Origin of the sequence: Kitasatospora griseola, from assembly GCF_014648555.1 — a bacterium.
Lineage (GTDB): Bacteria > Actinomycetota > Actinomycetes > Streptomycetales > Streptomycetaceae > Kitasatospora > Kitasatospora griseola.
In genome coordinates, this window is record NZ_BMRI01000008.1 from 139,612 (window position 1) to 153,586 (window position 13,975).

Annotated in this window: 13 protein-coding genes; 3 read left to right on the plus strand and 10 right to left on the minus strand. The window is 73.8% G+C overall.

The annotated features are described in order from the left end of the window. The first annotated feature begins 178 nt into the window (after nt 1–178). Complete coding sequence (locus IEZ12_RS13020) at nt 179–667, plus strand: VOC family protein (protein WP_189272184.1); 489 nt, start codon at nt 179–181, stop codon at nt 665–667. Between the two features lie 234 nt (nt 668–901). Further along, nucleotides 902–2,368: a phospholipase D-like domain-containing protein gene (locus IEZ12_RS13025; protein ID WP_189272185.1), complete on the plus strand. Its 1,467-nt coding sequence runs from the start codon at nt 902–904 to the stop codon at nt 2,366–2,368. Here IEZ12_RS13025 and IEZ12_RS13030 read toward each other — a convergent pair. Together IEZ12_RS13030 and IEZ12_RS13035 are read right to left on the minus strand one after the other, a co-directional pair. Further along, entirely contained in the window at nt 2,355–2,585 is a 231-nt protein-coding gene (locus IEZ12_RS13030; protein ID WP_189272186.1) for a hypothetical protein, read from the minus strand. The genes IEZ12_RS13025 and IEZ12_RS13030 overlap by 14 nt on opposite strands. Before the next feature lie 18 nt (nt 2,586–2,603). Beyond that, nucleotides 2,604–3,509: a MerR family transcriptional regulator gene (locus tag IEZ12_RS13035; protein ID WP_189272187.1), complete on the minus strand. Its 906-nt coding sequence runs from the start codon at nt 3,507–3,509 to the stop codon at nt 2,604–2,606. Between the two features lie 275 nt (nt 3,510–3,784). Here IEZ12_RS13035 and IEZ12_RS13040 point away from each other — a divergent pair, with 275 nt between their 5' ends. Continuing rightward, complete coding sequence (locus IEZ12_RS13040) at nt 3,785–4,711, plus strand: NAD-dependent epimerase/dehydratase family protein (protein ID WP_189272188.1); 927 nt, start codon at nt 3,785–3,787, stop codon at nt 4,709–4,711. 84 nt (nt 4,712–4,795) lie between these two features. Here the strand turns inward: IEZ12_RS13040 and IEZ12_RS13045 are convergent, their stop codons facing one another. The 8 genes from IEZ12_RS13045 to IEZ12_RS13080 form a co-directional block, all read right to left on the minus strand. Continuing rightward, nucleotides 4,796–9,109: a BTAD domain-containing putative transcriptional regulator gene (locus IEZ12_RS13045; RefSeq protein ID WP_189272189.1), complete on the minus strand. Its 4,314-nt coding sequence runs from the start codon at nt 9,107–9,109 to the stop codon at nt 4,796–4,798. After that, a complete protein-coding gene (locus IEZ12_RS13050) occupies nt 9,109–9,504 on the minus strand; it encodes a hypothetical protein (RefSeq protein ID WP_152645006.1) in 396 nt (131 codons plus the stop codon). Before IEZ12_RS13050 ends, IEZ12_RS13045 begins: the two co-directional genes overlap by 1 nt. Nucleotides 9,505–9,584: 80 nt before the next feature. After that, nucleotides 9,585–10,022: a TadE/TadG family type IV pilus assembly protein gene (locus IEZ12_RS13055; RefSeq protein ID WP_043911275.1), complete on the minus strand. Its 438-nt coding sequence runs from the start codon at nt 10,020–10,022 to the stop codon at nt 9,585–9,587. Then, nucleotides 10,019–10,381 carry a TadE family protein gene (locus tag IEZ12_RS13060; RefSeq protein ID WP_043912656.1) on the minus strand — a complete coding sequence of 121 codons (363 nt, stop codon included), beginning with the start codon at nt 10,379–10,381 and terminating at the stop codon, nt 10,019–10,021. Before IEZ12_RS13060 ends, IEZ12_RS13055 begins: the two co-directional genes overlap by 4 nt. 80 nt (nt 10,382–10,461) lie before the next feature. Continuing rightward, nucleotides 10,462–10,731, minus strand: a complete 270-nt coding sequence (locus IEZ12_RS13065) for a hypothetical protein (RefSeq protein WP_035868447.1) — start codon at nt 10,729–10,731, stop codon at nt 10,462–10,464. A 52-nt stretch (nt 10,732–10,783) separates the two neighbouring features. Further along, complete coding sequence (locus tag IEZ12_RS13070; protein ID WP_043911271.1) at nt 10,784–11,671, minus strand: type II secretion system F family protein; 888 nt, start codon at nt 11,669–11,671, stop codon at nt 10,784–10,786. Further along, nucleotides 11,668–12,645: a type II secretion system F family protein gene (locus IEZ12_RS13075; RefSeq protein WP_189272190.1), complete on the minus strand. Its 978-nt coding sequence runs from the start codon at nt 12,643–12,645 to the stop codon at nt 11,668–11,670. Before IEZ12_RS13075 ends, IEZ12_RS13070 begins: the two co-directional genes overlap by 4 nt. Continuing rightward, the coding region (locus IEZ12_RS13080; protein WP_189272191.1) for a TadA family conjugal transfer-associated ATPase at nt 12,645–13,975 on the minus strand (1,331 nt) is incomplete at its 5' end. The genes IEZ12_RS13080 and IEZ12_RS13075, both read right to left, overlap by 1 nt.

A 13,975-nucleotide genomic window follows, 5' to 3' on the forward strand; every position in this document is an offset into this window, starting at 1 on the left:
GCCCCGCATTCCGCCCCCCACCCTGCCCCCTGGCCTCTCCCCCGGCCCGTCCCCTCGGCCCGTCACCTCGGCCCGTCCCCCGACCTGGCGCACCGCCGGAGCGCCGCCCGCTCCCGCCGGACCTGCCGGGCTAGCGTCGATGCGGCAGGCCTCGAACAGCGACGAAAGGCGTTCCCCGATGGCGGAGAAGATCACCCCGTTCCTGTGGTTCGACCACCAGGCCGAGCAGGCGGTCGCGTTCTACCTCTCGGTGTTCCGGGACGGCCGGGTGACGGACGTCAAGCACTACTCGGAGGCCGGTCCGGGCCCGGCGGGCAGCGTGATGCTGGTGTCGTTCGAACTGTTCGGCCGGGAGTACCGGGCACTGAACGGCGGGCCGGTGTTCACCTTCAACGAGGCGTTCTCGCTCCAGGTGGACTGCGACGACCAGGCCGAGGTGGACCGCTACTGGGAGTTGCTGACCGCGGACGGCGGGGAGCCCGGCCAGTGCGGCTGGCTGAAGGACCGCTTCGGCCTGTCCTGGCAGATCGTCCCGCGCCGACTGCTGGAGCTGCTGAACGACCCGGACCCGGAGCGGGCGAACCGGACGGTGACGGCGATGCTCGCCATGACCAGGCTCGACCTCGCCGTGCTGGAGGCCGCGGCCGACGGTGATTCGTCCGGGTGAAGGCGCCGCCGACGGGTCGCCCGTCACCCGGGCTCGAACCTTCGCGCGAGCCGGGGTGGCGGGGCGAACGCCGGACAGAACGTCCGGTCAACGGTTGTCCGGGTCCCGGTAAAAGTATTCCTGTTCAGCGATCTGTCATGTCCGGACTCTTCTGATCGGCCGTCAGGGCGTGTCTTACTGGGCGGCGCTACGCGCGTCACTTCCGTATGTGCACCCGACAGCTGGAGCCCTGCCATGAGCCTCACCCGCCGCCTGCTGCGCACCCTCGCCGCCGGTGCCACCGTCGCCGCCACCGCGCTCGCCCCGGTCGCCGCGGGCCACGCCGCCACCGGCGCCTACACCCTGGTCGTCCTGCCCGACCAGGGCGAGAGCGCGATCTACAGCCTGGTGAACTCGGCCACCAGGTCGGTCGACGTCACCATCTACGAGCTGCGCGACACCAACCTCACCACGGCGCTGGTGAACCGTCAGAAAGCGGGCGTGAAGGTCCGGGTGGTGATGGACCCCAACCACAGCACCGTCAACAGCGCCGCGTACAACGCGCTGACCGCCGGCGGGGTGAGCGTGGTCTACTCGTCCGCCTCGTTCACCTACACCCACCAGAAGACCATCACCGTGGACGGCGCCACGTCGTACATCTCCACCGGCAACTTCGACACCACCTACTACGCCACCTCCCGCGACTACGGCGTGCTGGACACCGACGCGGCCGACGTCGCCGCGATCGAGCAGGTCTTCAATGCGGACTACGCGCACACCGCCGTCACCCCGTCCGACGGCACCGACCTGGTGTGGTCGCCCACCGACTCGCAGAACCGGCTGCTCGCGCTGATCAACGGCGCCCAGCACAGCCTGGACGTCGAGCAGGAGGAGTTCGGCGACACCGCGCTGGTCAACGCGATCGTCGCCGCCGAGCAGCGCGGCGTGACGGTGCGGCTGGTCGCCGAGGACACCTCCGCGAAGTACACCGCGCAGTTCAACCAGGTCACCGCGGCGGGCGGCAAGGTCACCACGTACACCAGCAGCACCGGGTTCTACGTGCACGCGAAGGCGATCGTCGCGGACTACGGCACCTCGACCGCGAAAGTGTTCGCCGGTTCGGAGAACTTCTCCGACAACTCGCTGAACCACAACCGCGAACTCGGACTGATCATCGCCGACCCGGCCGTGATCTCCGGCATCGAGTCCACCTTCACCGCCGATTTCAACCGCGTCCCGAGCACCGGCGGCACCACCCCGCCGCCCACCGGCTCCTGCACGCCCGCCCAGCTGCTCGGCAACCCCGGCTTCGAGACCGGCGCCCTCAGCCCCTGGACCGGCACCGCCGGCAGCGTCAACAGCGCCGCCACCGAGCCCGCCCGCAGCGGCAGTTGGGACGTCTGGCTGGACGGCTACGGCACCACCCGCACCGAGACCCTCACCCAGACCGTCACCGTCCCCGCCGGCTGCGCCGCGAGCCTCACCTACTGGCTGCACGTCGACACCGCCGAGACCAGCACCACCACCGCCTACGACAATCTCACCGTCACCGCCAACGGCGCCACCCACTCCAACCTCGACCACAACACCGGCTACACCCAGCACACCGTCGACCTCTCTGCCTACGCGGGCCAGACCGTGACACTGACCTTCACCGGCGCCGAGGACTACCAGAAGCAGACCTCGTTCGTCCTCGACGACCTGGCGCTCAACGTCTCCTGACGCTCCATCGGCACCGGGTCTCCCAGCCACCCTCCAACGGATGCCGCGTGCCGTCTGCCCGCACGACGGCCGGACCGGGTTCGGCGAGCTCCACCCGGTCGCCGACGGCCAGGAGCAGCGGGCGGGTCGGAACGAACGCGTAGCCGTCGTCGGTCTCGAACTCGTCGATCAGGACGAGCCGCGAGGCCGCGACGGCTCCGTCGGCGGTGAGGCGCATGCCGCAGATGATGGCACGTCAGCCCGGGAGGCGGGCGGCCAGGGCGTGGGTGAACCAGGTGAGGACCGGGGTGAGACCCTCCGGGGCCGTCCAGCCGTTGATCACGGCGAGCAGACGCAGGTACTGCTCGCGGCGCGGATCGTTCGCCGCCTCCAGGTACGTCAACAGCCGGCGACGCAGCTCGACGTCGTCGGGCCGGGCCAGCTCCTCGGCGTACTGGGTCGTCACCGCCTCGACCACCGGATCCGCCTGCGCGGACGCCGGGTCGAGGCCGGCGGTCACCGCCGCGGCGGCCCGGTCGCGGACCAGAGCGACCGCGTCCCGGTGCAGGCCGGGACGGCGCCCGTCGGCCAACTGCCGGACGACGGCGCGGAACTCCGGGTCCTGGGTGAGTTCCGCCAACTCCAGCCAGGCCTCGACCTGCCGGGCATCCGGATCGTCGCGCAGCTCCGGGGTCAACGTGCGCCTGGCGCCGACGAGTTCGGGGGCGTCCCCGAGGGCGGCATCGAGGAAGTCCTCGATCAGCCGCCGGCGTTCGTCCTCCGAGAGCTTGGCCAGTCGGTGCATCAATTCGGTCTCCTCAGGTGTCGCCCCGCGCCTGGCCACCGCCGTCAGTACCGCACGCCGCAGCCGCAGCACGTCGATCTGCACGGCAAGCGCCTCGGCGTGCGCAGCCGCGACCTCGGACAGCGAGAGCTCCCGGTCCACGACCCTCCGAATCGCCGGAAGCCCCACCCCCAGGTCGCGCAGCGTCCGCACCAGGTCCAGCCGTGCGACGGCATCGACGCCGTACCAGCGGTGCCCGGCCGGGGTACGGCCGGTGGGCGGCACGATGCCCCGATCGGAGTAGAACCGGATCGCCTTGACCGTCAACCCGGTCCGCCGGGCCAACTCACCGATCGAGTAGCGCGTGTCGCCTGTCATGCCGCCATCCTCCGACCTCCCCCTACGGGAGGAGCAACCCGGCGAACCTGCGGAGGAGCGCGATGCACGCCTAACTGCTCACCCGGGCCGAGCGCGGCGGGATGTCGGTCGGGGGTGACCCCGTTGGACGTCTCTCCGGCTGCTCGGCTCGTGCGCGGAGGCCGCGGACCATCTGTTCGATCAACAGTTCTTCTTCATATCTGCCCTGCAAGTCGGGATATCTGCCCTGCAAGTCGGGACTTCTACTGGTGCCCGCCCGCTACCACCATGGGCACATGCGAAAGATCTGCGTCATCGGCGGAAGCCGGTACTTCGGGAAGCTCCTGGTCGAACGACTGCTGGCCGCGGGGCACCAGGTCACGGTGATCAACCGTGGGTCCGTCCCGCCGCCCGTCGGCGTCGAGCACCTCGTGGTCGATCGGAATGACGAGGCAGCCCTGACGGCCGCCCTCGGCAGCCGCGCCTTCGACGTCGTGGTGGATCAGGTCTGCTACACCCCTGTGCAGGCCGCCATCGCCGTCCGGGTCTTCGCCGGTCGGACTCGGCGGTACGTGATGACCTCCACGATCGAGGTCTACGACCCGCGGAGCGGCCCGCTGCCGAGCCTGGCGGCGGAGGTGCCGGTGTCGGAGGAGGTGGTGGACCTGGGCGGCTGGCCGGTGGCCATGGATCTGCCGTGGGAGGACGACGCGTACCGGGCGGCGCACTACGCCGAGGGCAAGCGGCAGGCGGAGGCCGTGTTCGCCCGTGCCGGTGGCGTCGAGTTCGCCGCTGTGCGAAGCGCGCACGTCCTGGGCGGCGGCGCGCAGGAGTTCACCGGGCGATTGGCGCACTACGTCGAGCGGATCGCCGAGGGCCGGGCGGTCGACGTGCACGCGGAGGCGCTGCCCACGGTCTTCATTCACTGCCGGGAGCTGGCCGAGCTGCTGGCGTGGGCGGCCGTCGCCGAGTTCACCGGCCCGGTCAACGCCTGCTCCGACGGCCCGCTCGACGTGTACGGCCTCGCCGCGATCGTCGTCGAGGGGGTCGGCCGGGAGCCCGTCCTGCGGACCGTCCCGGTGGGCGGGGAAGCTTCGCCGTTCTCGTTCGACCGGCACTACGCCATGAGCAACGCCCGTGCGAAGAAGCTCGGTTTCGCCTTCTCCCGCACCGCCGACTGGCTGCCCGGCGCCGTCGCCGAAGCGATCAGCACGAGGCGGTGACCCGCCGGGCAGGTGTGGACAGTGGCCCGGACCACTGAGCGGCCCGGGCCTTCGTCACTTCTCCTCGCCAGTCCCGGTGCGCGCTCAGCCTCCGGTGAGGAGGTCGCGGAGCAGGGCGACCGTATCGGGGTCGAGGTCGCGGCCGGTGCGGCGGCTGAGGGCGTCGAGGCGGTTGACGGCGCGGACGAGTTGGTCGCGGGCTCCGGCCGAGGCGTACGCGTAGAACAGGTCGCGGTGCAGGAGTTCGACGTCCGGGGCGACGGCGAGGGCGCGGAAGATGGCGGCCTCGGCGGTGCGGTGGTCGCCGTACTGGAGGCGGCGGGCGGCGAGTTCGTGGGCGGTGTCGACGATCGCCGCCAGCATGTCCTGGCGTTCGGCCTCCGCCCACGCGAAGGCGCCGGCCGGGGCCTCGGCGAACGGGGCGCCGCGGACCAGGGCGAGGGCGTGCGCGAGTGCGGCGTCCGCGGTGGTGGAGGTGGAGCGCATGCCGCGCCGGTACAGGCTGCGGAACTCGTCCCAGTCGCAGCCGACCGTCGGCGCGAAGGTGTACGTCTCGGCGGGTTCCGCGGCCAGGTAGTCGCGGCCCTCCGGGGAGGTGCCCAACCAGGCTGCCAGCGCGGCGAGTTTGACGGGCAGCGGCTCGGCGAGGCGCTCCGCGGTGGCCTTCGGGTCGAGGTGGGCGGCGCCGGGGTGGATGTCCCGGTCGATCGCCGCGTGCTCGGAGCCGGGGCGCAGCGCCAGGTACGCGGCGAGTTCGGTCAGCCGGGGGCGGCCCGCCGGGTCGATGGTCCCCGCGACCCCGAGGACGTCGACCGGGCCGAGCAGCCGGATCCGGGGTGCGGAGCGCAGGTGGTGCGCCTCCGGGGAGCGCAGGATCGCCAACAGGTCGTCACTGTCGGTCCGGGAGGCGGTGCTTCCGGGCCGGGCGGACGGCCGGGCGGCGATGCTCACGCCGTGCGGGTCGGGCGCCTCCGCCTGGTCGTGCATCGGCGTGGGCTCGGGCACCGAGGGCACTGCGGGCACCACGGGCGCGGCGGGGGCCACCGGCGCGACCGGGGCGGGGGCGATCTCGGGGACGGTCTCGACGGGCGGGAGCTCGAAGTACTGGGTGCCCTCCGCAGCGGATTCCGCGACCTGCTCCACGACCGGCTCCTGGCTCGGCTCCGTGCTCGACTCCGGGGCGCTCTCGGCCGGCAGGAGTTCGAAGTACTGCGTGCCCTCGCCGTACTGCACCTGCTCCGCGGCCGGTGCCGGAGCGGCGTCCACGGGCGGGAGTTCGGCGGTGTCGGTGGCGTCCGGGCCCTGCTCGACGGGGCTGTCCGCCGGGGTCGGGTAGGCGCCGAGGCGCGGGTCGATGCGGGTGCCGTGCGGCGGGGTGGTGGCCTTGCGGGCCTGCCCGTTGGCGGCGTGCCGGGGCGCGGCGGGCTCGACGGGCACCGCAGGCTCGGAGGCCGCGGGCGGGACGGGGGCGACCGGGGAGACCGGGATGACGGCGTAGGGGTTGGTGGGGGCGGTGGGGACGAGCCCCGCGAACGGGCTGCTGCCGGTGGGGACGACCCGGGCCACCACGCGCGGTCCGGCGGCGTCGCCGTCGGCGGCGGGCTTGGCGAGCGAGAGCGGTGACGGTGCGTCGGTGCCGTCCTGCTGTGCTCCGCCGGGACCGCCGAGCAGGGCGATCAGCCGGGCGTCGAGCGCGGTGTCGGCCCGCTCGGAGAACCGGTCGGAGGATCGCTCGGAGAGCCGTTCGGAGGACCGCTCGGAGCCGAACGCGACGGGCTCGGAGTCGAGGCCGATCAGCCCGGGGTGGGTGGCGATCGCCGCGCCGACGGTGGCCAGCGCGGGGACGGCGGGCAGCGGGATCTCCTCCTCGTCCTCGGGGCCGTTGTGCGGGCCGTCGAAGGTCCACTCGGGGGCCGGGTGCTGGGTGAAGTCGCCGGAGGCGCGGACGAGTTCGCCGAGCTGGTCGTACTGTTCGCGGCTCAGGCGCTGGAGTTCGACGCTCAGGTGCAGCCCGGGCAGCGTGGACTGGCCGGTCGCGGGGAGCGTCCAGCGGGCGACGGGGCCGGCGCCGCGCTCGGGGGCGCGGGTGAGGACGGCCAGGCAGGTGCGGGGGCGGCCGTCGAGCAGGCGGCCGAGCTCGGCGGGGATGCTGCCGGCGGGCGGCTGCGCGGAGAGGACGATCTCCGGCACCCACGCCTCGTCGGCGCTGCCCCGACTGCGGGCCTCGCGGGGGCTGCCGGCCTCGGCGGCGACCAGGGTGGCTCGGGCCTTGGCGGTGCGCGGGCCGAGCGCGGCGAGCGCGGCCTCCAGGGTGGCGTGGTGGTGGACCCGGTCGGTGGCGGGGCCGGCGGCGGGCAGGTCGGTGGCGATGCCGACCAGGTGCAGGTGGAGGCGGTCGGCGAGCGGGCTGTGGGCGAGTTCGACGGCGAGGGTGCGCAGCACGTCGTCGGCGTCGTCGGGGTGCCCGGAGAGGTGGACCAGGCGGACGGTCTCCAGGTCGGCGAGGACGGTGGAGCCGTCGGGGCTGTTGCCGAGGGTGACCAGCGCCGGGTAGGGGGCGCTGTACTTGGCGGCCTGTCCGGCGGACAGCAGTTCGCCGGAGTCGTCCGGGCACCACCACACGTTGGGGGCGTGCGCGGCCCGGAACGGGGCGATCGGCACGGCGGGCGCGGCGAGGTGCAGTTCGACGGTGCCGGCGGTGGTGATCCGGGCGGCGACCAGGGCGGGCAGCCGCTTGTCGCCGCGGACGGTGTTGCGGCCGAGGGTGCGCAGCGCGCGGTTGAGCAGGTCCAGGCCGCCGTCGTTCTGACGGGCCTTCAGCTCGGCCTCCAGGCGCCCGGCGGGGCCGGACGGCAGGGCGATCCGGTGCCGGGGGCGGCGGGCCCGCTGCTGGTCGGTGCGGCGGCGGGCGACCAGGGTGATCAGGGCAGCGGCCATCAGCACGCCGATGGTGGAGACCGCCAGCGGCACGGTGTAGTCGTCACCGTGGTGCGCCTTCTGCTGGTCGCCGGCGGCGGGCAGGTCTGCGGCGGGCGCGCTGTCCTGCGGTGCCGGCGTCTGGGCGGCGGGCGGCTGGGCGGCAGGCGTCTCGGCAGCCGGTGTCTGAGCGGCAGGCGGCTGAGCAGCGGGCGTCTCGACGGCGGGCGGCTGGGCAGCAGGCGTCTCGGCCGCCGGCGTCTGCGCCGGCGGCGCCGTCCGCTCGTCGACCTCCGGCCACTCGGGTGCGTGGCTGCGCGGAACGGTCAGCTGCGGAGCGGGCAGCGGGGCGGCCGGCTGGGCGTCCGGCGACTGCGGAGCGGGCGTCTGGGGAGCGGGCGGCTGCGCGGCGGCCGGCTGCGCGCCGGGGACGGTGAGCACCATGCCGGGGGCGAGCACGTCCGGGTCGGTGAGCTTCTCGCCGTCGGGCGCGGTGACGCCCTTGTTGGCGTCGAACAGCTCGGGCCAGCGGTCGCCGTCGCCCAACTCCCGCTGGGCGATGGAGGACAGCGAGTCGCCGCCGTGCACAGTGACGGTGGCGTGGGCGGCCGCGGACAGTCCGGGCGGGGTGACGGCGGCGCTCCGGTTGCTCCCGCCGGCAGCGGCGTCGGCCGCCGGGGCGGCGGCGCCGTCGGGCTTGGCGTCGGCGGGCATCAGCAGCTGCCAGCCGGGCTGGATCGGCCGGTCGGCGTCGAAGCGGGTGCCGGAGTCGTCCATCGGGCGGCCCGCGTTGAGCTTGGCGATCTCCGTCCAGCGGTCGCCGGAGCCGAGTTGGCGTTCGGCGATGGACCACAGGCTGTCGGCGGGCCGGGAGTCGCGGACGGTGTAGCTCGGCTGCTGCGGGTCGGCGGTGGGCGCGGTGGCCGGAGCGGCGGCGGGCAGCGCGGCGAGCGCCGGGGAGGTCGTCAACTGGGCGACGGCGGCGGGGCGTTCGCCGAGTTCGGGGGTGGCGGCGAAGGCCGAGCCGGCCACCGGGAGCAGGGCGAGGACGGAGCCGACCAGGCCGGCCGCGATCCGCTGGCTCCAGCCGAAGGCGGGGATCCGGCGGGCCACCCGGCCGCGCAGCTGGGCGGGGATCTCGATCAGGACGGAGGCCAGGAAGCACAGCCAGCCGAGCCAGCCGACGGCGACCAGCAGCCACAGGAACAGGCTGCCGTCGTCGGGGCTGGTGAGGGCCTCCAGCAGGCCGCGGCCCAGCGGGTTGCCCATCGCGGCGACGGTGGCGGTGCCGTAGCCGAGCAGCGCGGGTACGCCGATCAGCAGCAGGGCCAGCGCCAGCAGTGAGCCGAGCGCGGCGAACACCGAGCCGCCGGCGCCGCGCCGGCGGGTGGTGCGCAGGTGCACGGGCGGGGTCCCGCCGGGGTGCGGTCGCCGCTCCTGGCGGCCTTTGCGGTGCTGGTCGTCGGCTCCGCGCGCGGCCATCAGCCGGTCGTCCCTTCCGTGATGCCGTGCACCAGGGTGGCCTTGCCGTGGCCCTGCACGGGGAGTGTGGTGATGCCGACCAGGCCGAGCAGCGCGGTCGGGTAGTCCGTTTCGACGGTGACGCTGAAGGTCTTTAGGTCGCCCTGCCGGGGGAAGCCGATGGCGCCCTTGACGCCGTGGCTGCGCAGGTAGGCGGTCGCGGTCCGTTCGGCGGCGGCCCGGTCGAAGCGGTAGCCCTGGCCGGCCCGCAGCGCGTCGATGTCGAGTTGCTGTCCGCCGGCCCGGGCGGCTTCCTGGGCGAGCGCGTCGGCCCGTTCCACGGCGCGCAGTCGGCCGCCGCAGTCGAGGACCAGGCCGACCACGGCCACCAGGCTGACGGCGGTGACGGCGACCATGACCGAAATGCTGCCCCGGTCACGGCAGTTCACGCCTTGTTCGTTCACAGTCCCTCCCCCCATCCGGTGGTGCCGTGCGGTCAGTTTCCCCGATACCGGTCCACCACGGAGGTGAATGTACCGGTGAGCGTCTTGTGGCCGGGCAGGCCGTCCAGTTCCATCAGGTCGCCGAACGCGACGGTGCAGGAGACCTTGACGGTGATGGTGGTGAGCGGTTCGCCGTCGGTGTTCAGGATGCCGTACTCGGGCTCCCCCACGGGCTCGGTCGCGCACTGCACGTGGCGGTCTTCGAGGGCGCGTGTCACGGCGTCCGCCGCTGCCTGCCGGGCGCCCTCCGGGGTGCGGGCCAGCGACGCGGCGCGCGCGCCGGAGCGGGCGGCGGCGTCCACGATCGCGCCGGTGCTCTGGACGCGCCCGGCGGCGACCGCCATCAGTGCGAAGGCGAGCACCACGGGCACGAGTATCGCGGCCTCGATCGCGAACGACCCGCGGTCGTCCTTCAGGTGTCGGGTCGTCACGGCTGCCCCTGCGGTACGAACTTCTCCCGGGGAGCGCTGGCGGTCTTGGTGAGCGTGAGCCGGTCGAAGAACGGCAGCACGGACGCCGGGTGGACGGTGACGGACAGCCGGTACAGCTCGGGGTCGCCGTTGTCGGGGTCGATCCGCTCCAGCCGGGCCAGGTTGCCCAGCCGGTCGGTGAAGTCCTGGGCCCGCCTCGGCCCGTCGTCCGCGTGCGCGCCGTTGACGCGTCCGGCGTCCACGCCTTCCCGGGCGGCGGTCAGCGCGGCCTGGTCGGCGTACCACCAGAGGCCGGCCTGCACGACCAGGAGGATGACGAACAGCACGGCGGGGAAGACGATGGCGAGGCTGATCGACATCGCTCCCACGTCGAGCGTGCGTCCGCGGAATCGTCGGACCGTCAGGGCGGCGCGGGCGAAGGGCCGGGGCGGGCGTCGGGTCACGGCGCCTGGCCTCCGTCCGGGACGTTCTGCGGGATCTTGTTCTTCACGTTGGTGCCGAGCTGGGTGATCGCGTAGACCACCGCTCCGGCGATGGCGACCAGCACGATGACGGCGAGCGCGAGTTCGATGCTGATCGCGCCGCGGTCGCCGGAGGCCCGGGCGGCGCGCAGCTTGACCAGGCGGAACTCCAGGACGGGGCGCAGCAGGTGGACGGGGAACAGCAGCGGCAGCAGAACTGCCGTTGCCAGGGCGCGGATTCGGGTCATGGTGTGCTCTCCGGTGCGTTCGGTGCGGGGGGACGGGGTGCCTGCGGTGGGGTCATTGGACGGTCAGCATCTGGTAGAGCGCGGGGAAGACGATCAGGACCGTCATCAGCAGGGTGAGCGCCGAGCCGGGGGCGACCATCCGTTCGCTGTCGGTGTTGGCCTTGGCGAGTTCCTCGGAGAGCAGTTCGCCGCGCAGGCTCTTGGCGCGGGCCCGCAGGGTGTCGTAGACGGCGGCGCCGTCGACGCCGGAGATCCGCATGATGTCGGCGACGTCCTGGAGCGGGGTGAGTCCCAACTCCTGGGCGAGGGCGTCGAGTCCGTCCCAGGGCGGGAGCCGGTCGGTGGCCGCGCGCTCCAGGGCGTCGCGGATCCGGCGGAACACGGTGCCGCGGCCGGCGGCGGCGGCCCGGCGCAGGGCTTCGGCGGGTCCGCAGTCGGCGGCGCGTTCCAGGGCGACGAGTTCCAGGTAGGCGGCGATGCCGTGCAGGTACTCGGTGCGGGCCTCCTTGGCCTCGCCGGCCACGATGCCGTCGGGGACGAACCAGAGCAGGGCGCCGAGCAGCGGTCCGACCAGCACGGGGACGGCGAGCGGCAGTCCGTCGCCGAACAGGGCGGCCAGGGCGGCGAACCAGCCGGGCAGGGCGAGGCCGAGGACGGCGAACAACACCTTGTGGGCCATGAACCGGGCGGGGCTGCGGCCGATCAGCGCGAGTTCCTGCTGCGGGATGCGGACCCCGGGCAGTTGGAGGGAGCGCGTCCCGACCCGGTCGTACCAGGGGTCGGCGGGGTTCTCGGCGGTGTCCCGGCGCGGTTCGGGGGTGCGGTGCAGCCGGTCCAGGGCCTGGCCCAGGTCCGGTGGGGCGGGCCGGAGTTCGGCGAGCAGCAGAGCGAGGCCGCCGGCCGCGGCGGCGCCGGCCAGGACGGCCCAGGGCGAGATCATCGGGCCCCCTTGACCAGCGGGTCGGTGTCGTCGCCGGCGGCGGTGTCGGGACTCTCCTCGCCGGTGCGCTGTCCGGGCATCCGGCCGGCCTTGGAGCGCCGGTCCTGTTCCAGGATCCGCGGCAGCGGGGTGTAGGAGGCCAGCGCGCGCATCCAGGCGATCACCAGCACGAACGCCACCGCGACGACGCCGAGCACGAGTTGGCCGATGCCGGTGGTGTAGGGCTGGGTGTAGCTGGAGTTGAACGAGCCGAGGACGACGACCAGCAGGATGATGCCGACCATCCAGCGGATGGTGGTGCGGTGCTTGGCCCGGTCGGCCTCGATGGTGCGGCGCTGGCGGACCTCCTCGCGCACCGACTCGGCCATGTCGGACAGCGCCCGGGCCAGGCCGGGGCCGCTGTCGCCGGCCCGCAGCAGCAGTGCGGCGAGCACCTTGTCGGCGGTGGCGTCGGCGAGTTGGTCGGCGAAGGCGCGCAGCGCGTCCTCCGGGCGCCAGCGGGCCTGCAGGCGGGCGGCGAGGTCGGCGATCTCGGTCTCCAGGGCGGCGGGTGCGGTGCGGCGGCTGGTCACGATGGCCTGGTTGAGGCCGACGCCGAGCAGCAGGACGTCGGCGAGGCGCTGGGTCCACTCGGCGAGTGCCTCCAGGCGTTCGATCCGGCGGGTGTCGGAGCGGGTGGCGTCGAACAGCCAGGGCAGGCCGAACACGGCGGCGGGCACCAGCAGGGCGACCAGCGGGATGCCGGTGAACAGCCAGCCGGCCGGGCCGCCGAGCAGGGCCAGCGCGACCTGGACGCGGCGCAGCCGGGCGATGCCGGGCGAGGCGGTGCCGGGCGCGCCGTACCAGAGGGTGTGCAGCCGTCCCTCCAGCGGGTTGGCGCGCTCGTCGGGGTCGCGCTGTCGCCCGGTCAGTCCGGCGACCAGGGCCACCAGTCCGCCGGCGACGAGCAGTCCGCACAGCACGTACAGCAGCATCAGCGCATCCCCCCGATCCGCAGGTTCAGCGGCGCGCCCCAGGTCCCGTACGGGGAGGCGAGCAGTCCCGCGTCGAATCCGGCCCGGCGCAGGTCGTCCAGGCAGTGCGGCGGGGTGACGGGGACGGCCCGCACCTCGCCGAGTTCCGGGCGCGGCCCGAAGACGGTGTTCATCGCGGGCCGTCCGGACTCGCCGAGGCCGGCCACCTCCAGGACGTGCGAGACGAACCGGTGGCGGCGGCCGCCGACGGCGGTCTCGTCGACCATGGTGACGTGCACGATGAAGTCGATGGCGTTGGCGGTGAGCCGGTACGCCAGGCTGTCGGTCATGTGGGAGCCGTACTCGAGGCAGAGTTCGGCGATCCGGTCGACCACCATGTGCGGGCCGCGGGCGTGCAGGGTGCACATCGAGCCGCCCTCGCCGTTGGTCATCACCCGCAGCATCGGCACCACTTCGCCGGAGCGGACCTCGCCGACGATGATCCGCGACAGGGTCATCCGCAGGGCGGCGGGGATGAGTTCACCGATCGTCAGCTCGCCGGCGAGGCGGCCGTCGACGCGTTCGCCGTTGCCCTCGCGGGCCTCCATCGGGACGACCTGGCGCAGGTGGCCGAGGGTGTGCAGCCAGAGTTCGAACTCGGACTCCAGGGTGCCGATCCGCTCGTCGGGCGGGATCTCGGCGGCCATCGCGCGCAGCAGGCTGGTCTTGCCGACGCCCTGGGTGCCGGTGATCATCACGTTCTTCCGGGCCCGGATCGCGGCGGCCAGGAACGCGGCCAGGGTGGTGTCCACGGTGCCGAGTTGGACCAGGTCGCGGAGGGTGGCGCTGGCCACCCGGTGGCGGCGGATCGCCACGTACGGGCGCGGGGTGACCTCGGTCATCGCCTGCAGGCGCATGCCGCCCTCCAGCCGCAGCGCCAGCATCGGGCTGGCGGTGGACAGGCTGCGTTCGCCGCCGCCGTGCTGCCGGGCGAGGTCCTGGAGCAGTTCGATCAGTTCCTCGTCGGAGTCGGCGACCGGCGGGACCTGGCGCAGCGGCTGGTGCACCCGGGACACCCAGACGTCGTCGCAGCCGTTGATCAGGATGTTCTCGATCTCCGGGTCGTCCAGGTACGGCTGGAGCCGCCCGGCCCGGAACAGCAGGTCGTAGACGGCCTCGGCGAGGGCCCGGTCCTGTTCGCGGGTCGGCGGGATGCCGTGGGCCTGCGCGTACGCGTCGGACCAGCGGGCCACCGACTCCTCGATCAGCGCCCGCCCGCGCTGGCGCCGGGTGGCCCGGTCGGCCTCGGTGCCGGACGCCTCGTTCAGCCGGGACAGCTGCTGGTGCAGCT